Origin of the sequence: Streptomyces sp. NPDC006335, assembly GCF_040612795.1 — a bacterium.
In the GTDB taxonomy this organism is placed as follows: domain Bacteria; phylum Actinomycetota; class Actinomycetes; order Streptomycetales; family Streptomycetaceae; genus Streptomyces.
This window is the reverse complement of record NZ_JBEXQX010000001.1, coordinates 462061-482394: the sequence shown is the minus strand read 5'-3', so window position 1 is coordinate 482394 and position 20334 is coordinate 462061. Positions and strand designations below refer to the sequence as shown.

Sequence of the window (20334 nt, the reverse complement as noted above, 5' to 3'; positions counted from 1 at the left end):
ACCGTAAGCACGCCGGAGCTTGCGAAGAAAGATCTACTATCGGGTAGTTTTACCTGCTTCACCGCTCCGTCGGTCGCCTCGCAGTACTCCATACGGACCCGATAGCGTTAACCGTCAATACACCCTCCCTCAGGAGAGCCACGCCGTGCGTATCGCAGTCACCGGCTCCATCGCCACCGACCACCTCATGACGTTTCCCGGCCGCTTCGCCGACCAGTTCGTCGCGGACCAGATGCACACGGTCTCGCTCTCCTTCCTGGTCGACAACCTCGACGTCCGCAGGGGAGGCGTGGGCGCGAACATCGCCTTCGGCATGGGCCAGCTGGGCACCAACCCGATCCTCGTCGGCGCCGCGGGCTTCGACTTCGACGAGTACCGCGCCTGGCTCGACCGGCACGGCGTCGACACCGCGTCCGTCCGGATCTCCGAGACGCTGCACACCGCCCGCTTCGTGTGCACCACCGACTCCGACCACAACCAGATCGGCTCCTTCTACACGGGCGCGATGAGCGAGGCCCGCCAGATCGAGCTCAAGACGGTCGCCGACCGCGTGGACGGCCTCGACCTCGTCCTCATCGGCGCCGACGACCCCGAGGCGATGCTCCGCCACACCGAGGAGTGCCGGTCCCGCGGCATCCCGTTCGCCGCGGACTTCTCCCAGCAGATCGCCCGGATGAACGGCGACGAGATCCGGATCCTCCTGGACGGCGCCACCTACCTCTTCTCCAACGAGTACGAGAAGGGGCTCATCGAGTCCAAGACGGGCTGGTCCGACGAGGAGATCCTCGCGAAGGTCGGCCACCGGGTCACCACGCTCGGGGCGCAGGGCGTACGGATCGACCGGGTCGGCGAGGAGCCGATCGTCGTCGGCTGCCCGGAGGAGGAGCGCAAGGCCGACCCCACGGGCGTCGGCGACGCGTTCCGCGCCGGGTTCCTGTCGGGCCTCGCCTGGGGCGTCTCCCTGGAGCGGGCGGCCCAGGTGGGCTGCATGCTCGCCACGCTCGTCATCGAGACCGTGGGGACCCAGGAGTACCGGCTGCGGCGCGCCAACTTCATGGAGCGGTTCACCAAGGCGTACGGCGACGAGGCCGCCGAAGAGGTCCGCACCCACCTCAAGTGACCGGCTAGGAGATCCGGCGGACCACGTAAGCGGAACCCTGGTCCGCCGGCTCCTCTCCCACGTACTCCTGCTCCCGCATCTCGCACCACGCCGGGATGTCCAGGCGGGCCGCCTCGTCGTCCGAGAGGACCCGGACGGTCCCGCCCACCGGCACGTCACCGATCACCTTCGCGAGTTCGATGACCGGGATCGGGCACCGCTTGCCCAGGGCGTCCACGACGAGGGAGTCCTCGTGGACCGCGGTCGCCGGCACGGGGGCTCCCAGCTTCTCCCGTACCGCCGCCACCGCCCCCGGCAGCACCTCCAGGAACCGGTCGACCTCCTCGGAGACCGCCCCGAACGGCAACGACACCCGCACATTCCCCTCACTCAGCACCCCCATCGCCTTGAGCACATGGCTCGGCGTCAGCGTGCTGCTCGTGCAGGACGAACCGGAGGAAACGGAGAAACCCGCCCGGTCCAGCTCGTGCAGAAGTGTCTCCCCGTCGGCATAGAGACAGGAGAAGGTGACGATCCCCGGCAGTCGCCGCTCGGGATCGCCCACCACGTCCACATCCGGCACCAGCCGGGGCACACGCGAGCGGATCCGCGCCGTCAGTTCCCGCAGCCGCGCCGCCTCCTGGGCCGCCTCGGCCCGCACCGCCCGCAGCGAGGCCGCCGCCGCGACGATCGCCGGCAGGTTCTCGAAGCCCGGCGCCCGCCCCGACTCCCGCTCGTCGGCCGGTCCCTGGGGCGAGAACCGGACACCTTTTCGGACGACGAGCAGACCGACCCCCGACGGCCCGCCCCACTTGTGCGCGCTGGCGGTCAGCAGGGACCACTCGCCCTCGACCGGCCCCCACCCGAGCGACTGCGCCGCGTCCACCAGCAACGGCACCCCGGCCTCCCGGCACACCGCGGCCACCTCGGCAACCGGCTGCACGGTCCCCACCTCGTGGTTGGCCGACTGGAGACAGGCCAGCGCGGTGTCGGGGCGCAGGGCATCGGCGTAGGACCGCGCACGGATTGCCCCCGTACGGTCCACCGGCACCTCGGTCACCTCGAACAGCTCCGCCGAATGCAGGACCGAGGAGTGTTCGACGGCTGACACGATCAGGTGACGTCCGACCCGCCGACGACCAGTCATCGCCCCGGCGATCCCGCTGTGCACGGCCTGCGTCCCGGACGAGGTGAACGTCAGTTCATCGGGCCGACACCCCACTGCCTCGGCAGCGGCCTCCCGAGCAGCGTCCAGCAACAACCGGGCCCGCCGCCCTTCCCGGTACAACCGAGAGGGATCAGCCCACCCTTCGTCCAAGGACGCCAACAGCGCCTGACGGGCGACAGGATGGAGCGGAGCACCGGAAGCAGCGTCGAAGTAGGACACACGGCAACGCTAACCCCCAAGGGGCGCGGGGAACTGCGCGACCAGCCACAACAGACCCGCAGCCGCCAATCCAGCGAACCCCCGACCCAGTAGGCACCCCTCCCCGCGAACCCTCGGAGAGCGTCGGCTAGGGTTTGGTCCGCATAAACATCCAAACCCCTGCCCGACGCAGGGCGGCGACCGACCACCGAGTAGGGCCAGGCCGCAGCCGTACGCGCGGGCGAGACTCTCGGGAAGGCGCTACGTGAGTCCCAACGGCTCCGACCGCTCGCCGCGGCGCCCGATGCGGCGGAAGCTGCTGCAGGCAATGACCGCGGGCCTGGTCCTGGCGACCGCCACCGGTTGCACATACAAGGACTTCCCCCGCCTTGGTATGCCCACCCCGACCACGGAAGAGGCTCCGCGGATCCTCTCCCTGTGGCAGGGCTCCTGGGCTGCCGCGCTCGCCGTCGGCGTGCTGGTGTGGGGTCTGATCATCTGGAGCGCCATCTTCCACCGGCGCAGCCGCACCAAGGTCGAGGTACCTCCGCAGACCCGGTACAACATGCCCATCGAGGCGCTGTACACCGTGGTTCCGCTCGTCATCGTCTCGGTCCTCTTCTACTTCACGGCCCGCGACGAGTCGAAGCTCCTCAGCCTCAAGAAGCAGCCCGACGTCACCATCAACGTCGTCGGCTACCAGTGGAGCTGGGCCTTCAACTACATCGAGCCCGTCGCGGGTTCCACGGGTGACGCGAAGACGGACAAGAACCTGGCCGCGATTCCGACCCGGTTCAAGAACGCCTTCCCGGCGAACGCCGGCGGTGTCTACGACTTCGGGACGCCCGCCACGAGGAACCCGCAGACCGGCAACCCCGGCCCGACCCTCTGGCTCCCCAAGGGCAAGACGGTCCGCTTCGTCCTCACCTCGCGTGACGTCATCCACTCCTTCTGGGTGGTGCCGTTCCTGATGAAGCAGGACGTCATCCCGGGTCACACCAACGCCTTCGAGGTGACTCCGAACAAGGAGGGCACCTTCATGGGCAAGTGCGCCGAGCTCTGCGGCGTCGACCACTCCCGGATGCTGTTCAACGTGAAGGTCGTCTCCCCCGAGCGCTACGAGCAGCACCTCAAGGACCTCGCGAAGAAGGGGCAGACCGGTTACGTTCCCGCGGGCATCGAGCAGACCGCCCATGAGAAGGACCGGGAGACGACGAACCTGTGAGCATCCTCAACGAACCCCAGGGTGCCGCGGCAGCAGGGTCCCACTACACGGACGAGCTGCCGGTCCGGCGCCAGAACCGCGGCAGCGTGGTCATCAAGTGGCTCACCACCACTGACCACAAGACGATCGGGACGCTGTACCTGGTCACGTCGTTCGCGTTCTTCCTGATCGGCGGCGTGATGGCGCTCTTCATGCGCGCCGAGCTGGCCCGGCCGGGCCTGCAGATCATGTCGAACGAGCAGTTCAACCAGGCGTTCACGATGCACGGCACGATCATGCTGCTGATGTTCGCGACGCCGCTGTTCGCCGGCTTCACCAACTGGATCATGCCGCTGCAGATCGGCGCGCCCGACGTGGCGTTCCCGCGGCTGAACATGTTCGCCTACTGGCTCTACCTGTTCGGCTCGACGATCGCGGTCGGTGGCTTCCTCACCCCGCAGGGCGCGGCCGACTTCGGCTGGTTCGCCTACTCCCCGCTGTCGGACGCGGTCCGCAGCCCGGGCGTCGGCGCCGACCTGTGGATCATGGGTCTGGCCTTCTCCGGCTTCGGCACGATCCTCGGTGCGGTCAACTTCATCACCACGATCATCTGCATGCGCGCGCCCGGCATGACCATGTTCCGCATGCCGATCTTCGTGTGGAACGTGCTGCTGACCGCGGTGCTGGTCCTGCTCGCCTTCCCCGTCCTCGCCGCCGCGCTGTTCGCGCTGGAGGCGGATCGGAAATTCGGGGCACACGTCTTCGACGCGGCGAACGGCGGAGCGTTGCTCTGGCAACACCTCTTCTGGTTCTTCGGCCACCCAGAGGTGTACATCATCGCCCTGCCGTTCTTCGGCATCATCTCCGAGGTCATCCCGGTCTTCTCCCGCAAGCCGATGTTCGGCTACATGGGTCTGATCGCGGCGACCATCGCGATCGCGGGTCTGTCCGTGACGGTGTGGGCCCACCACATGTACGTCACCGGCGGTGTGCTCCTGCCGTTCTTCTCCTTCATGACGTTCCTGATCGCCGTCCCGACGGGCGTGAAGTTCTTCAACTGGATCGGAACGATGTGGAAGGGGTCCCTGAGTTTCGAGACCCCGATGCTCTGGGCCACCGGCTTCCTGATCACCTTCACCTTCGGTGGTCTGACCGGTGTCATCCTGGCCTCGCCCCCGATGGACTTCCACGTCTCGGACTCGTACTTCGTGGTGGCGCACTTCCACTACGTGGTGTTCGGCACCGTCGTCTTCGCGATGTTCTCCGGCTTCCACTTCTGGTGGCCGAAGTTCACCGGCAAGATGCTCGACGAGCGCCTCGGAAAGATCACGTTCTGGACGCTGTTCATCGGCTTCCACGGCACCTTCCTGGTCCAGCACTGGCTGGGCGCCGAGGGCATGCCGCGCCGGTACGCCGACTATCTGGCGGCCGACGGCTTCACCGCCCTGAACACGATCTCGACGATCAGCTCCTTCGTGCTCGGCCTGTCGATCCTGCCGTTCCTCTACAACGTGTGGAAGACGGCCAAGTACGGCAAGCCGGTCGGCGTCGACGACCCGTGGGGCTACGGCCGCTCCCTCGAGTGGGCGACCTCCTGCCCGCCGCCGCGCCACAACTTCCTCACCCTGCCGCGGATCCGCAGCGAATCCCCGGCGTTCGACCTGCACCACCCGGAGATCGCCGCGCTCGACCAGCTCGAGAACGCCGGTCACGGTGAGAAGGCTCTGGCCGGCAACGGCGGCAAGGAGGCCGGGAAGTGAAGATCCAGGGACGGATGTTCTTCTGGCTGAGCATCTTCATCCTCGCCATGGCGATCGTCTATGGCGTGTGGTCGAAGGAGCCGGCCGGTACCACCGCGCTCTTCCTGGCCTTCGGTCTGTCCATCATGATCGGCTTCTACCTGGGCTTCACGGCCAAGCGGGTGGACGCCGGCGCGCAGGACAACAAGGAGGCCGACGTCGCGGACGACGCCGGCGAGGTCGGGTTCTTCAGCCCGCACAGCTGGCAGCCGCTCGCCCTGGGCGCCGGCGGTGCCCTCGCCTTCCTGTCGGTCGCGATCGGCTGGTGGCTGCTGTACTTCTCGGTGCCGGTGATCATGATCGGCCTGTACGGCTGGGTCTTCGAGTACTACCGCGGTGAGAACCGCACCCAGTAGCACGAGCTGAGCTCGTCAGGAGCCCGGACACTCCGTCAGGAGCGTCCGGGCTCCTGCGTTTGCCGCAATCGGGATCCCTCGTACGAGTCACCCGGCGTGCCGTTCTTGACGCGGCTTCCTAGCGTGAAGTCATGAACCACGCACCGCGTACCCGCACCGTCGTCGGCTGCACGCTGCTGGTGCTCGCGCTCGGCGCGAGCGCCGCCGCCTGCGGGTCCGACGGGAACCCGCTGGCGGCCACGCCGTACGACGCCGCGGACCAGATCGCCTTCAACGCGCCCACGGACGACGACGAGAAGGCAGACCCGGACAAGCCGCTCGAGATCACCGCCGAGGACGACGACGGCCGCATCACCGACGTCACGGCCACGGACGCCACGGGCCGCCATGTGGCGGGCGAACTCTCCGCCGACGGCACCCGCTGGCGCAGCACCTCCCCGCTGGCCGCGAACGCCCATTACACGGTCCGGGTGAGCACCGAGGACGAGGACGGGGCACCGGGCCGCAAGGTCCTCGACTTCGACACCAGCAGACCGCTCGGCAAGACGCGCCTGAACGTCACCTTCGGCCCCAAGTCGGGCACGTACGGCGTCGGCCAGCCCGTCACCGCCAAGCTGGACAGACCCGTCAAGGACAAGGCGCAGCGGGCCGTCGTCGAGCGTGCCCTCAGGGTCGACTCCACGCCCGCCGTACCGGGCGCCTGGCACTGGGTGGACGACAAGGAACTCCACTACCGCCCCAAGGAGTACTGGCCGGCCCACGCCACGATCCAGGTCCGCAGCGACCTGGAGGGCATCAAGATCGGCGACCGGCTCTGGGGCGGCAAGGGCAAGGCTCTGAAGCTGACCACCGGCGACCGGATCATCGCTGTGACGGACGCCTCGTCACATTCGATGAAGGTCTACAAGAACAACGAGGTCATCAAGGAGCTCCCGGTCACCACCGGCAAACCGGGCTTCGACACCCGCAACGGCGTCAAGGTCGTGCTGGGCAAGGAGTACTTCGTACGTATGCGCGGCACCAGCATCGGGATCGCCGAGGGCTCCTCGGAGTCGTACGACCTCCCGGTCTACTACGCCACCCGCGTCACCTGGAGCGGCGAGTACGTCCACGCCGCCCCCTGGTCGGTCGGCTCCCAGGGCTACGCCAACGTCAGCCACGGCTGCACCGGCATGAGCACGGCCAACGCCGAGTGGTTCTTCGAGACCGTCCACGAGGGCGACGTGGTGCAGGTCGTCAACTCCGAGGGCCGCACCATGGAGCCCTTCGGCAACGGCTTCGGCGACTGGAACCTGGACTGGAAGAAGTGGCGCGAGGGCAGCGCCCTGGTGGCCGGCACCCCGGACGCCCCCAGCGCAGACCAGACGGCACGGCTGCGACCGACGTCAGTGTGACTCCCCAGGGGCGCGGGGAACTGCGCGACAAGCCACAACGGACCCGCAGCCGCCCGGCCACAGGCCCGCCCGAGCTCCTAGGCGCTCAAAGCCTTCCGATCCCGCAGCAGAGAAGCCAGCGCCGCAGCGAACTCCACCGGGTCCACCGGATGGGTCACCGCACCCTCCGCCCGGCTCCACGTCGCCAGCCACGCGTCCTGCGGCCGCCCGATCAGCAACAGCACCGGCGGGCAGTCGAACACCTCGTCCTTGATCTGCCGGCACAGGCCCATGCCCCCCATCGGCACGGCCTCCCCGTCCAGCACACAGACGTCGATCCCGCCCCTGTCCAGCTCCTTCAGCACCGCCGCGGGCGTGGCGCACTCCACGAACTCGACCAGCGGGACGTCCGGAGCCGGTCGCCGCCCGGAGGCGAGCCGCACCTGCTCGCGGGTGTTGGAATCGTCGCTGTAGACCAGCACCGTGGCGGTCGGCTGCATTGTTCCTCCGTGACGTCAGCGTCGTAAGGACAGGCCCGTTGGGCCGGATGCTACTCCCTTGAACACCACGTCAACACCGGTCCGGAGCAGCAAGACACTCCGAACGGCACCCCCCGGGGTGAGGGCGGGATAAGCGACCGACATAATGTCGGTCGTGGCGACAGCAACGACAGAGACAACCGGGCACGCGCACCCGTCGGTCAACCGACCGAACCTCACCAGCGTCGGAACCATCATCTGGCTGAGTTCCGAGCTGATGTTCTTCGCGGCCCTCTTCGCGATGTACTTCACCCTGCGATCGGTGACGGGTCCCGACCACTGGAAGGAAATGGCGCACAGCCTGAACTTCCCGTTCTCGGCGACGAACACCACGATCCTGGTGCTCTCCTCCCTCACCTGTCAGCTCGGCGTCTTCGCCGCCGAGCGCGGTGATGTGAAGAAGCTCCGGGGCTGGTTCATCATCACCTTCATCATGGGCGCGATCTTCATCGGCGGTCAGATCTACGAGTACACGGAGCTGGTGAAGAAGGACGGGCTCTCGCTCTCCTCCGACCCGTACGGCTCGGTGTTCTACCTGACCACCGGCTTCCACGGCATGCACGTGACGGGCGGCCTCATCGCGTTCCTGTTCGTTCTCGGGCGTACCTACGCGGCCAAGAGGTTCACCCACGAGCAGGCGACCGCGGCCATCGTCGTGTCCTACTACTGGCACTTCGTCGACGTCGTCTGGATCGGCCTCTTCGCCACGATCTACATGATCAAGTAGCCGGGCCCGTTCCCGACATCGCAAGCATCGACGCAGAAGATCCTGACACCGGGGTAATCCGTGAAAAAGCTCTCCGCACGACGACGCCACCCGCTGGCGGCGCTCGTCGTCCTACTCCTCGCGCTGGCATGCACCGGGGGGCTGTACGCCGTGTTCGCCCCCGCGGACAAGGCGAAGGCAGATGAAACCGCCCAGTCCCTGGCCATCGACGAGGGCAAGAAGCTCTTCGCCGTAGGCTGTGCCAGCTGCCACGGCACCGGCGGTCAGGGGTCCTCCGACGGTCCGAGCCTGGTGGGCGTGGGCGCCGCGGCCGTCGACTTCCAGGTCGGCACCGGCCGTATGCCGGCCCAGCAGCCGGGTGCGCAGGTTCCGCGCAAGAAGGTCATCTACACGCAGGCCGAGATCGACCAGCTCGCCGCGTACATCTCCTCGCTGGGCGCGGGTCCGAGCATCCCGACCGAGGCGCAGTACGGCCCCGACGGCGCCGACATCGCCAAGGGCGGCGAGCTCTTCCGCGACAACTGCACCCAGTGCCACAACTTCACCGGCAAGGGTGGCGCGCTGACGCACGGCAAGTTCGCGCCGAGCCTCGAGGGCGTCGACCCGAAGCACATCTACGAGGCCATGCAGACCGGCCCGCAGAACATGCCGTCGTTCCCCGACACCACGCTGTCGGAGCAGAACAAGAAGGACATCATCGCGTACCTGAACGCGGTCAACGGCGACGACACCGTGAGCCCCGGCGGCCTTGAGCTGGGCGGTCTCGGCCCGGTCTCCGAAGGCCTGTTCGCCTGGATCTTCGGCCTCGGCGCGCTGATCGCGGTCGCCGTCTGGGTCGCCGCTCGGACCGCAAAGGCCAAGAAGTCATGAGTAGCCAAGACATTCCAGAAGAGAACCTGCCCGCAGAGCAGGACGCGCACGGCGCGGTGGGCGTCGCGGACGAGAAGAACCCGTTCGCGGACCCCGGCCTGCCGCCCCACGAGCACCGGGTGCAGGACATCGACGAGCGGGCCGCCAGGCGGTCCGAGCGCACGGTGGCCATGCTGTTCACGGTGTCGATGCTGGCCACCGTCGGGTTCATCGCCTCGTACGTGGGCATCCCCCACGACAAGTCGATCTACGTCTTCCCGATCGGGCACATCAACGCGCTGAACTTCGCGCTGGGCCTGACCCTCGGTCTCGCCCTCTTCGCGATCGGCGCGGGCGCGGTCCACTGGGCCCGCACCCTGATGTCCGACGAGGAGATCGCCGACGAGCGTCACCCGATCGAGGCGTCCCCCGAGGTCCGCGCGAAGGTCCACGCGGACTTCAAGCAGGGTGCCAAGGAGTCGGCGCTCGGCCGTCGCAAGCTGATCCGCAACACGATGTTCGGCGCGCTGGCCCTGTTCCCGCTCTCCGGCGTCATGCTGCTGCGCGACCTCGGCCCGCTGCCCGGCACCAAGCTCCGCCACACCATGTGGCGCAAGGGCCTCCAGCTCGTCAACATGAACACCAACGAGCCGCTGCGCCCCTCCGACGTCCAGGTCGGCTCGCTGACCTTCGCCAAGCCCGAGGGCCTGGAGGAGCACGACGAGGAGTTCCAGACCGAGATCGCCAAGGCCGCCCTGATGATCGTCCGCATCCAGCCGGACAACATCAAGGACAAGCGCGAGCTCGAGTGGTCGTACGAGGGAATCGTCGCGTACTCGAAGATCTGCACCCACGTCGGTTGCCCGATCTCCCTGTACGAGCAGCAGACGCACCACGTGCTCTGCCCCTGCCACCAGTCCACCTTCGACCTCTCCGACGGTGCCCGGGTGATCTTCGGCCCCGCCGGTCACGCCCTGCCGCAGCTGCGCATCGGCGTGAACGACCAGGGTTACCTCGAAGCGCTCGGCGACTTCGAGGAGCCCGTCGGTCCTGCATTCTGGGAGCGCGGATGAGCACTACAGAGTCCACCGAGGCCCGCTCTCGCGGGAAGGCACCGGCCGGCGAGCGCGTCGCCGACTGGGCCGACGGCCGGCTGGGGATCTACTCCCTGGCCAAGGCCAACATGCGCAAGATCTTCCCCGACCACTGGTCGTTCATGTTGGGCGAAGTGTGCATGTACAGCTTCATCATCATCATCCTCACGGGTGTGTACCTGACGCTGTTCTTCCACCCGTCGATGAACGAGGTGGAGTACCACGGCAGCTACGTCCCGCTGCAGGGACAGCTGATGTCCGAGGCGTTCAACTCGACCATGCACATCTCCTTCGATGTGCGCGGTGGTCTGCTGATCCGGCAGATCCACCACTGGGCGGCGCTGATCTTCCTCGCCGGCATGTTCGTGCACATGATGCGTGTGTTCTTCACGGGCGCGTTCCGCAAGCCGCGTGAGGTCAACTGGCTGTTCGGCTTCCTGCTGTTCGTCCTGGGCATGTTCACCGGCTTCACCGGTTACTCGCTCCCGGACGACCTGCTCTCCGGCACCGGTGTCCGCTTCATGGAGGGCGCGATCCTGTCCGTGCCGATCGTCGGCACGTACCTGTCGTTCTTCCTGTTCGGCGGAGAGTTCCCGGGCGGCGACTTCGTGGCCCGCTTCTACTCGATCCACGTCCTGCTGCTGCCGGGCATCATGCTCGGCCTGATGGTGGCGCACCTGATCCTGGTCTTCTACCACAAGCACACGCAGTTCGCGGGCCCCGGCAAGACCAACAACAACGTGGTCGGCATGCCGCTGCTGCCGGTCTACATGGCCAAGGCCGGAGGCTTCTTCTTCCTGGTCTTCGGTGTCATCGCGGTCATCGCGGCGATCGCCTCCATCAACCCGATCTGGGCGATGGGCCCCTACCGTCCCGACCAGGTGTCCACGGGCGCCCAGCCGGACTGGTACATGGGCTTCTCCGAGGGCCTGATCCGTGTCATGCCGGGCTGGGAGATCAACTTCTGGGGCCACACGCTCGTCCTGGGTGTGTTCATCCCGCTGGTGATCTTCCCGCTGGTCCTGGTCGCGATCGCGGTCTACCCGTTCATCGAGTCCTGGGTCACCGGCGACAAGCGCGAGCACCACATCCTGGACCGCCCGCGCAACGCCCCGACCCGGACCGCGTTCGGTGTCGCGTGGATCACCTGGTACATGGTGCTGCTGATCGGTGGTGGAAACGACCTCTGGGCCACCCACTTCCACCTGTCGATCAACGCCATCACGTGGTTCGTGCGGGTCGCGTTCTTCGTCGCCCCGGTCCTGGCGTTCATCGCCACCAAGCGGATCTGCCTCGGCCTCCAGCGCCGCGACAAGGACAAGGTGCTGCACGGCCGCGAGTCCGGCATCATCAAGCGCCTGCCGCACGGTGAGTTCATCGAGGTGCACGAGCCGCTCAGCCAGGAGCAGCTCCACACGCTCACGGCGCACGAGCAGTACGCACCGGCGCAGATCGGCCCCACGGTCGACGAGAACGGCGTCGAGCGCAAGGTCAAGGGATCCGAGAAGCTGCGCGCCAAGCTGAGCGAGGCGTACTACGGCGAGGAGTCCCAGATCCCCAAGCCGACCGTCGAGGAGTACAAGGAGATCACGAGCGGCCACGGCCACCACTGATCCCTGCTTGTCGCTGCGCTCGCCACGCGCGGTAGAAGGGCCCGTCCGACACACCGGACGGGCCCTTCGCCGTGCCGTGCCATGGGGTGCGGGTTCGGTGGGGGCGTTCCGTCCGAACACCGGACGGGGCCCTGTGTCGTGCTCCGGGCTGGATAGGGTGTGGGCACGGTTTTCTACGACATCTGGAGCGGCCCCATGAGCGCTGTGACCCCCGCTGGAGGCGACATCGCGGCGGGCCGTTCCTGGCCCGAGGTGCTGAACGCCCTGCTGTACGGCCGCGATCAGAGTGCCGACGCGACGGCGTGGGCGATGGACCGGATCATGCAGGGCGAGGCGACCGACGCGCAGATCGCCGGCTTCGTGGTCGCCCTCCGGGCCAAGGGCGAGACCGTCGAGGAGATCAACGGGCTCGTGCGGACGATGTACGCGCACGCCAACGTGATCGAGGTCCCCGGGCGGACGGTGGACATCGTCGGCACCGGCGGCGACGGCGCCAAGACAGTCAACATCTCCACCATGTCGGCGATCGTCGTGGCCGGCACCGGTGCCACGGTCGTCAAGCACGGCAACCGGGCCGCCTCCTCCGCGTCCGGTGCCTCGGACGTCCTGGAGAAGCTCGGCGTCAACCTGGAGCTGACCCCGCAGCGGGTGGCCGAGGTGGCCGAGGAGGCCGGGATCACGTTCTGCTTCGCGATCAAGTTCCATCCGGCGCTGCGTCACGCGGGCGCCGCACGAGGGCAGTTGGGCATCCGCACGGTGTTCAACATCCTCGGCCCGCTGACCAACCCCGCCCGGGTGCGCTCCCAGGCGGTCGGCGTCGCGGACCCGCGCATGGCCCCGGTCGTCGCGGGCGTCTTCGCCGAGCGCGGCAACTCCTCCCTGGTCTTCCGGGGTGACGACGGCCTCGACGAGCTGACGACCACGTCGACCTCCCGCGTCTGGATCGTCCGCGACGGCAAGGTCACCGAGGAGAGCTTCGACCCCCGCGACGTCGGCCTCGACCTCGTGCCGGTGGAGGCCCTGCGCGGCGGTGACCCGGCGTACAACGCGGAGGTCGCCCGCCACCTGCTGGACGGCGAGAAGGGCCCGGTCCGCGACGCCGTACTCCTGAACTCCGCGGCCGCGCTGGTGGCCCTGGACCCGGGGACGGGGACGCTGGCCGAGCAGTTGCGGGCCGGGATGGACAAGGCCGCCGAGTCGATCGACTCGGGCGCGGCGAAGCGGACGCTGGAACGCTGGGTGGCCGCCAGCAACGCGTAACCGCCACCAGGGTGTCGTCCCGCGATCCGGACTCGGGTTGCGGGACGACGATCACTTCACGTACGTTCCTGTACCAGGTCATGAGTGACAGTCATGAGGCCCCGGCCGACTGTCCGGCAACCCTCCGTCCGTGGCGGGGTGCCCCGGGTGAAGACCAGGCCGTGAGCAGCGAGGTTCACGGCAAGCGCGGGCCCCTCTCGAAACCAGGGGTCCTGGTCGTTCGAGGGAGTCCTCCGTGAGCAAGCGAATGCGATAGGGCCGCCGAGCCCCGCCTCCGCGCACCCATCTCATCTTTCACCTTTCTCTTGTCACGGGAGTCCCCCATGTCTGTCTCCACCGCTGCCTCCGTCCAGACCATTTGTGCCCAGCTGCCCGTTCTGGGACGGGATGTCACCGTCCCGCTCGTCACCGGCGGCGAGGTCACCTACGCGGCCCTCGACTACGCGGCCAGCGCCCCCGCCCTCCAGCGGGTCTGGGACGACGTGGCGGCCTACGCGCCCTACTACGGCAGCGTCCACCGCGGTGCCGGCTACCTCTCCCAGCTGTCGACGGACCTGTTCGAGAACGCCCGCAAGACCGTCACGGAGTTCCTCGACTGCCGCGACGACGACCAGCTGATCTTCACCCGGTCGACCACCGACTCGCTCAACCTCCTCGCCGCCGCCCTCCCCGCCGACTGCCAGGTCTTCGTCTTCGAGACCGAGCACCACGCGAGCCTGCTCCCCTGGAAGGACGCCAGGGTCAGCTACCTCGACGCCCCGCGCACCCCGCGCCAGGCCGTGGAGACGCTGGAGAAGGCCCTCGCCGACCGGGACCCCTACGGCCCGGCCCTGGTCTGCGTCACCGGCGCCTCCAACGTCACCGGTGAGCTGTGGCCCGTACGGGAGCTCGCGGCGGCCGCTCACGCCCACGGCGCCCGCATCGTCCTCGACGCCGCCCAGCTCGCCCCGCACCACCCGGTGAGCGTCCGTGACCTCGACGTCGACTGGGTCGCCTTCTCCGGCCACAAGCTGTACGCCCCCTTCGGCTCCGGCGTCCTGGCGGGCCGCGCCGACTGGCTGAAGGCCGCCGACCCCTACCTCGCGGGCGGCGGCGCCAGCCGCAAGGTCACCCGGCGCGAGGACGGGGGAGTGGACGTGGAGTGGCACGAGAGCGCCGCGCGCCATGAGGCGGGCTCGCCCAACGTCATCGGCGCCTACTCCATCGCGTCGGCCTGCAAGGCGCTCACCGAAGCCGGCTTCGACACCCTCGTGGCCCGCGAGCAGCACCTGATCGAGAAGGTCCGCCAGGGACTCGCCGACGTCCCCGAGGTCCGCGTGCTGTCTCTCTTCGGCGACGACGCCCCCCGCGTCGGTGTGATCTCCTTCGTCGTCGAGGGCTGGAACAGCTCCCACTTCGCCGCCGCCCTCTCCGCCGAGTACGGCATCGGCGTCCGCGACGGCCTCTTCTGCGCCCACCCGCTCGTCCGCACCCTCCTCGGCAGCGACCCGCAGTCCCAGGGCGAGTGCGGCGCCCCCGAGGCGGCGCCCGGCGAGAAGTCCCTCAACGCGATCCGGGTGAGCTTCGGCGCGGGCACCCCGGACGAGCACGTGGAGCGGTTCGTGCAGGCCGTGAAGGAGCTGGTCGCGGACGGTGCGAAGTGGACGTACCGCACCGAGGACGGCCGCTGCGTCCCGGCCGTCTGAGACAGCGGCGGCCGGCGCGCGTATACGCTCCCCCTCAGCAGCCGTACGGAAAGCAGGGGGAGCACGGGGTGCAGGAGCTGCGCGAGACGGACCCGCGGACCATCGGGCCCTACGAGGTCCTGGGCAGACTCGGCTCCGGCGGCATGGGCGAGGTGTACCTCGCCGAGGCGCGCGGCGGGCTGCGGCTGGCCGTGAAGGTCGTACGGGCCGAGCACGCCGGGGACCGCACCTTCCGCGCCCGGTTCCGGCACGAGGTGCGGGCCGCGCAGACCGTCGGCGGGGCCGGCACGTACACCGCGCGGGTCGTGGACGCGGACACCGAGGCCGCGCGGCCGTGGATGGCGACCGAGTTCGTGGCGGGCCCCAACCTGCGGGACGCGGTGCTCGACCGGGGACCGCTGCCCGCGGACGCGGTACGGCTGCTGGCGGCCGCGCTCGCCGAGGCGCTCGCCGCGATCCACGCCAAGGGCCTGGTGCACCGGGACCTCAAGCCCTCCAACATCCTGCTCGCGCCGGACGGCCCCCGGGTCATCGACTTCGGGATCGTCAGGGCCCTGGAGGGCACCGCGCTGACCCGGACCGGCGTGGTCGTCGGGTCGGTCGGCTATCTCTCGCCCGAGCAGATCCGCAACGGCGCCCAGGTGGTGCCGGCCAGTGACGTCTTCTCCCTGGGCGCGGTCCTCGCCTACGCCGGCGGCGGCAAGGAGCCCTTCGGCGAGGGGCAGGACTCGGTCGTCCTGCTGCGGATCCTCACCGGTGACGTCGACCTGACCGCCGTACCGGAGGAACACCTGCCGCTGGTGGAGTCGTGTCTGCGGGACGACCCCGGCGCGCGGCCGACGCCCGCGGAGCTGGTCGCGGCCGCCGGACACACGACGGAGTCGCTGCGCGCGGGCCTGCGTCCGGGGTGGTACGCGCCCGGCTCGGCCGAGCAGCCCGAGGTCGCTGCGAGCGGGGCGCACTGGGTCCCCGCGCACGACTCGGGGGAGCGGGAGAGCCGGGTCGAGTACGTGGCGCCCGTGACCGTCACGGAGGTTCACGCGGTCACCCGTGTGCCGCCGCAGCCCGCCCCGCCGTCCCGGCGCCGGCTGCTGCGGGCCGTGACGGGCGGCGCGGGGGTGTTGGCGGCCGGAGGCGTGGGCGGATGGCTGTGGCTACGGGACGCGCCGGACGGATCCGTGACCGCCGGGGCGGGCTCCCCGACGGGCACGCCCGCGACCGGCTGGCAGTACAAGGTCGAGGGGCTCGGTGGGCGGCGCGGCCCCTGCGCGGCCGTCTCACCGGACGGCACGCGTGTGTACGTCGGCGGCACGGACGGCGCCCTGCACGCGCTGGACCTGGACGGGCGGACCGTGTGGCGGACCTCGCTCGGCGCCGAGGCCATGTCCCCGCTCGCCACCGCCGACGGCGTGTACTGCCTGCTGGAGGACGGCCAGGAGGGCGCCGCCAAGCTGTGCGCGCTCGGCCGGGGCGGCAAGGTCCGCTGGACCAGGTCGTTCGCCGCGAACAGCCAGTTCCCGGTCGCCGCCGGCCAGCTGGTCCTGGTGTCCTACGGCGACGGCTCGGACGCGGGCGGGGTGCGGGCCTACGCCCCCGACGGCAGTGTGCGCTGGTCCACGCCGACCGGTCCCGCGCCCACCGGTGAACCCGTGGTGGCGGACGGCGTGGTGTACGTCGGCACGTTCGGGGACCAGGTCCAGGCCCTGGACGCGAAGACCGGCGAGCGGCTGTGGGCGACGAAGGCCGGCTCCGACACCGGGCGGCCCGCCCTGGTCGGCGACACGCTGGTGGTCGGATCGGGCGGCGAGCAGATGCTGCACGGCATCAGCCGCACGGGCAGAGCGCTGTGGGACGTCACCAACGACAAGGTGTACGGCAGCCGTTACTTCACCTGCGTGCCCTTCGGCGGCCTGGGCGTCACCGCGTCCGACTACGAACTGGTCGCCCTTGACCCCGCCGACGGATCGACGGTGTGGTCCTTCCGGTTCACCGACGAGGGAAACCAGTACAGCGACCCCACGGTCTTCGGCGACACCGTCTACGTGCGCCACGGTTCGACGCTCTACGGCGTCAACCGCGAGGGAAAGCAGACCTGGCGCCGGCGCGTCGAGGGCGGCGCGTCCATCGGGACCCAGACCCCGGTCGTCCGGGAGGGCCGCGTGTACGCCGCGAACGCCGACGGCATCACGGTGCTCGCGCTCGACTCCTAGCCGTCGAGACCGGTCAGCCGTCGAGACCGGTCAGCTGTCGAGGCCGATCGCGAACGCGGCCTCCAGGTCGTGCTGGGAGTAGGTGCGGAAGGCCACGTGGGTGTCCGTCGCCTCGACGCCCGGGATCTTGCTGATGCTGCCGGGGATGACCTCGGCGAGGTCCTCGTGCCGCTTGACCCGGACCATGGCGATCAGGTCGTACGTGCCCGTGACGGAGAAGACCTCGCTCACGGACTCCAGCGCGGCGATCCGCTCCGCGATCTCGGGGATCCGGTCCACGCTGGTCTTGATGAGGACGATCGCGGTGATCACGGCTGGTTCTCTCCCTCGGGGGCCGGAGCTGGGGCGGCCCTCACTCTAGTCCTACGGCCGAAACGCACCCAGGCGAAGACCAGGCCCAGGCCGAAGCCCACCAGGTGGGCCAGATAGGCCACCCCGGGGCCGTCGGAGGCCCGGCCCGCCGCCAGCCATTGCAGCGCCGCCCAGAAGGGCAGGACGACCCAGGCGGGGAAGCGCAGCGGCAGGAAGAAGAGGAACGGCAGGAGACTGGTCACCCGGGCCCCGGGGAACAGCAAGAGAAACGCGCCGAGGACCGCCGAGATCGCCCCGGAGGCACCGACCAGGGACTGCTCGGAGTCGGCGTTGGCGGCCGCGTAGCCCAGCAGGGCGAGATAGCCGCAGCCGACGTAGAAGAGGAGGAACTGCACACGGCCCATCCGCTCCTCGGTCATCACGCCGAAGACGTAGAGGAAGAGCATGTTGCCCAGCAGGTGCGCCCAGCTCCCGTGCACGAACAGCGCGGTGGCCGGGGTGAGGGCGGCACCGGGCGAGCCCTCGAAGAGCTCGGCGGGGATCACGCCCCAGCGGTGGAACCAGGCCCGCTGGGCGGCCAGGGCCGCGTCCCCGGAGCCGTAGGCCGGATCGAGACCCGAGGCGGGGCCGATCACGAAGACCAGACAGCACAGGGCGATCAGACCGTAGGTGACCGGAGCCGGCCCCCGCAGCGCCCTGCCTGCTCCACCGAGTGTCACCCTCCAGTTGCGGATCATGAACACAGAGCATGACGTAACGGGACGCAACGGAACAGAGCGCCTCGCCGCGGGACGGGTCCCGTGGACGCCCGAGCGGCGAGTACCCGCCAGGCCTTAGGGTTACGAGCCACACGCACCGGGACGCCGGTGCGTCACCGACAATGGCTAGCAGGAAAGAGCACAGTCACGATGACGGTTCCCCTCCCGACCGCCTCGACGCGGTGGCGCTGCACCCTCTGCGGCAACCTCACGCGCTTCGATGTGACCCGCTCGTCGAAGGTCGTCGAGTACGTCCACCTCGACCTGGCGGGAGAGCCGAACGTCGAGGAGCGCGAGGTGGTCAGTGAGACCATCGAGTCGGTGCGGTGCCGCTGGTGCAACGCCGTGGACCAGGTGGAACTCGTGGACAGGCCGGGCGCCGGCTCCTGACAGGGCCGGCCCCGCACAGTGATGGGGTGTGACGGATGGTGGAGACACAAGGCGGGGAGCCGGGCGACGGCGCCGCCGCCGAGGTCCTCGACCGTCCGCTGCCCGACGGCGTGCGGCGCAGGGTCGTGCACATCGTCTCGGAGGGCTTCGGCGGCCTGACCGTCGGCGAACTGCCCGCACAGCTCAGACAGTACGCGCGCTTCGCGCCGAACCGGCGGGCCAAGTTCGCGGGCAACGCGATGGCGGCCGCGCTGGAGACCGATCCGCTGTTCCGCCAGCGCATCGGGGAGAAGTTCAGAGAGGTCCAGCCGGAGCTGGCCGGCGCCCTCGACTCCGGCTCCCCGCCCCCGGCCGCGGACCCGCTCGACGTGGCGGCCGCGGCCTATGTTCTGCGCCCCGCCGGCTGGGTCAAGCTGGTCACCGCGGCCGGCGAGGAGGCCCAGCGGGCGGACGCCGAGCGGGCCGACGAGGAGAACCGCGCCGAGCTGGAGCGGCTGCGCGCGGAGCTCACGGCCGCCCGCGACCAGACGCGCGCCGAGACCGAGCGGCTGCGCACCGAGCTGGATTCCGCCAAGAAGGAAGCCGAGTCGCTGCACCGCAAACTGCGGGCGGCACTCAGTGACGTCAAGCGCGGCGAGGCGGCTCTGCGCAAGCTGCAGGCCGAGATGGAGTCCGTACGCACCGAGGGGCAGACCCAGGTGTCCGCGGCCGAGAGCGAGTCCCGGCGCCTGAAGGCACGCCTCGGGGAGGCGGAGGCCGCCCTGGAGGCCACGCGCAGAGCGGCACGGGAGGGGCGCAGTGTCGAGGACATGCGCGTGCGTCTGCTTCTGGACACCGTTTTGGACGCGGCCCAGGGGCTGCGCCGGGAACTGGCCCTGCCGCCCGTCTCCGTGCGGCCCGCAGAGACCGTGGACGCGGTCGAACCGGGCCGCATGACCCCGAAGGACATCGCCGCGCGGGCCCTGTCCGAGAACGACCCGGCGATCCTGGACCAGCTTCTCGCCCTGCCTCAGGCGCACTTGGTGGTCGACGGCTACAACGTCACCAAGACCGGCTATCCCCAGATGCCGTTGGAGAAGCAGCGCCTCAGGCTCCTCGGGCAGCTCTCGCAGCTCGCCGCGCAGACCGGGGCGGAGGTGACCTGCGTCTTCGACGGGGCCGAGCTGGCCGCGCCGGTGCTGCTCGCGCCGCCGCGCGGGGTGCGGGTGCTGTTCTCCAAGGCGGGCGTCACCGCCGACGAGTTGATCCGCCAGCTCGTGCGCGCCGAGCCGCCGGGGCGGCCGGTGATCGTCGCCTCGACCGACCGCGAGGTCGCCGACGGCATCGCCAAGGCGGGGGCGCGGCCGGTGGCTTCCGCGGTGCTGCTGAAGCGGCTGTCCTGACGCGGGAGTTCCGGGTTTCGGTCCTGTTCCGAGTGGGTGGACGCGGAGGTCGGTGTGCCTCGCCGGGATGCGCGGCCCGCCGTCGCCGGGCGGCCGAGGACATGGAGAGTCCGCGTCCGACCTGTCTTTCTGCTGGGGGTCCGGGGGTTATCCCCCGGGAAGTCGCAGCACGCCCGAATTGGCCGTATCGTCACGCAACGTAGTGTCAAGCTGGTTTCACTGCACGTGAGTTATGTGCAAAGAATGCAGGGCGTGACGAGATTTTGCTCCTGAGGATTTGAACTGATCACAGGAAGGTCACTAGGGTCTGCTCTCGAA

General features: G+C 69.4%; 18 protein-coding genes and 1 riboswitch. Of the genes, 14 read left to right on the top strand and 4 right to left on the bottom strand.

Annotation, left to right across the window (positions count from 1 at the left end; translation table 11 throughout):
* Positions 1 to 145: 145 nt before the first annotated feature.
* Positions 146 to 1120, top strand: coding sequence for a carbohydrate kinase family protein (locus tag ABZ098_RS02240; protein ID WP_356586343.1), 975 nt, complete (start codon positions 146 to 148; stop codon positions 1118 to 1120).
* 4 nt (positions 1121 to 1124) lie between these two features.
* Here ABZ098_RS02240 and ABZ098_RS02235 read toward each other — a convergent pair whose 3' ends face one another.
* Entirely contained in the window at positions 1125 to 2486 is a 1362-nt protein-coding gene (locus ABZ098_RS02235) for an aminotransferase class V-fold PLP-dependent enzyme (protein ID WP_356586341.1), read from the bottom strand.
* Between the two features lie 244 nt (positions 2487 to 2730).
* Between ABZ098_RS02235 and coxB the strand changes: the two genes are divergently transcribed.
* From coxB to ABZ098_RS02215, 4 genes are all read left to right on the top strand, one after another.
* Entirely contained in the window at positions 2731 to 3690 is a 960-nt protein-coding gene (gene coxB / locus ABZ098_RS02230) for a cytochrome c oxidase subunit II (RefSeq protein ID WP_356586339.1), read from the top strand.
* Positions 3687 to 5429: a cytochrome c oxidase subunit I gene (gene ctaD, locus ABZ098_RS02225; RefSeq protein ID WP_125188267.1), complete on the top strand. Its 1743-nt coding sequence runs from the start codon at positions 3687 to 3689 to the stop codon at positions 5427 to 5429. Before coxB ends, ctaD begins: the two co-directional genes overlap by 4 nt.
* Positions 5426 to 5824, top strand: coding sequence for a cytochrome c oxidase subunit 4 (locus tag ABZ098_RS02220; RefSeq protein WP_356586337.1), 399 nt, complete (start codon positions 5426 to 5428; stop codon positions 5822 to 5824). The genes ctaD and ABZ098_RS02220 overlap by 4 nt, the downstream gene beginning before the upstream one ends.
* A 131-nt stretch (positions 5825 to 5955) precedes the next feature.
* Positions 5956 to 7218, top strand: a complete 1263-nt coding sequence (locus ABZ098_RS02215) for an Ig-like domain-containing protein (protein WP_356586335.1) — start codon at positions 5956 to 5958, stop codon at positions 7216 to 7218.
* A 77-nt stretch (positions 7219 to 7295) separates the two neighbouring features.
* Here ABZ098_RS02215 and ABZ098_RS02210 read toward each other — a convergent pair whose 3' ends face one another.
* Positions 7296 to 7697, bottom strand: a complete 402-nt coding sequence (locus tag ABZ098_RS02210) for a hypothetical protein (protein WP_356586333.1) — start codon at positions 7695 to 7697, stop codon at positions 7296 to 7298.
* A gap of 145 nt (positions 7698 to 7842) precedes the next feature.
* Between ABZ098_RS02210 and ABZ098_RS02205 the strand changes: the two genes are divergently transcribed.
* The 7 genes from ABZ098_RS02205 (at position 7843) to ABZ098_RS02175 (ending at position 17174) form a co-directional block, all read left to right on the top strand.
* Positions 7843 to 8463 (top strand): heme-copper oxidase subunit III, encoded by a 621-nt coding sequence (locus ABZ098_RS02205; RefSeq protein ID WP_123988654.1) that lies wholly within the window; start codon positions 7843 to 7845, stop codon positions 8461 to 8463.
* 60 nt (positions 8464 to 8523) lie between these two features.
* Positions 8524 to 9333, top strand: a complete 810-nt coding sequence (locus tag ABZ098_RS02200; protein WP_356586331.1) for a c-type cytochrome — start codon at positions 8524 to 8526, stop codon at positions 9331 to 9333.
* A complete protein-coding gene (locus ABZ098_RS02195) occupies positions 9330 to 10385 on the top strand; it encodes a Rieske 2Fe-2S domain-containing protein (protein ID WP_356586329.1) in 1056 nt (351 codons plus the stop codon). The genes ABZ098_RS02200 and ABZ098_RS02195 overlap by 4 nt, the downstream gene beginning before the upstream one ends.
* Positions 10382 to 12019 (top strand): cytochrome bc complex cytochrome b subunit, encoded by a 1638-nt coding sequence (locus ABZ098_RS02190; RefSeq protein WP_356586327.1) that lies wholly within the window; start codon positions 10382 to 10384, stop codon positions 12017 to 12019. The genes ABZ098_RS02195 and ABZ098_RS02190 overlap by 4 nt, the downstream gene beginning before the upstream one ends.
* 195 nt (positions 12020 to 12214) lie before the next feature.
* Complete coding sequence (gene trpD, locus ABZ098_RS02185) at positions 12215 to 13279, top strand: anthranilate phosphoribosyltransferase (RefSeq protein ID WP_356586325.1); 1065 nt, start codon at positions 12215 to 12217, stop codon at positions 13277 to 13279.
* Between the two features lie 76 nt (positions 13280 to 13355).
* Positions 13356 to 13472: riboswitch (SAM riboswitch) on the top strand.
* A 130-nt stretch (positions 13473 to 13602) separates the two neighbouring features.
* Complete coding sequence (locus tag ABZ098_RS02180) at positions 13603 to 14964, top strand: aminotransferase class V-fold PLP-dependent enzyme (protein ID WP_356586323.1); 1362 nt, start codon at positions 13603 to 13605, stop codon at positions 14962 to 14964.
* 68 nt (positions 14965 to 15032) lie between these two features.
* Positions 15033 to 17174: a serine/threonine-protein kinase gene (locus tag ABZ098_RS02175; protein ID WP_356586321.1), complete on the top strand. Its 2142-nt coding sequence runs from the start codon at positions 15033 to 15035 to the stop codon at positions 17172 to 17174.
* 30 nt (positions 17175 to 17204) lie between these two features.
* Here ABZ098_RS02175 and ABZ098_RS02170 read toward each other — a convergent pair whose 3' ends face one another.
* A complete protein-coding gene (locus ABZ098_RS02170; RefSeq protein WP_007381475.1) occupies positions 17205 to 17486 on the bottom strand; it encodes an Lrp/AsnC ligand binding domain-containing protein in 282 nt (93 codons plus the stop codon).
* Positions 17483 to 18223, bottom strand: coding sequence for a rhomboid family intramembrane serine protease (locus tag ABZ098_RS02165; RefSeq protein ID WP_356586319.1), 741 nt, complete (start codon positions 18221 to 18223; stop codon positions 17483 to 17485). The genes ABZ098_RS02170 and ABZ098_RS02165 overlap by 4 nt, the downstream gene beginning before the upstream one ends.
* A gap of 171 nt (positions 18224 to 18394) precedes the next feature.
* Here ABZ098_RS02165 and ABZ098_RS02160 point away from each other — a divergent pair, with 171 nt between their 5' ends.
* Together ABZ098_RS02160 and ABZ098_RS02155 are read left to right on the top strand one after the other, a co-directional pair.
* A complete protein-coding gene (locus tag ABZ098_RS02160; protein ID WP_123988646.1) occupies positions 18395 to 18634 on the top strand; it encodes a hypothetical protein in 240 nt (79 codons plus the stop codon).
* A 35-nt stretch (positions 18635 to 18669) separates the two neighbouring features.
* Positions 18670 to 20016, top strand: coding sequence for an NYN domain-containing protein (locus ABZ098_RS02155; RefSeq protein ID WP_356586317.1), 1347 nt, complete (start codon positions 18670 to 18672; stop codon positions 20014 to 20016).
* The last annotated feature ends 318 nt before the right edge of the window (positions 20017 to 20334 follow it).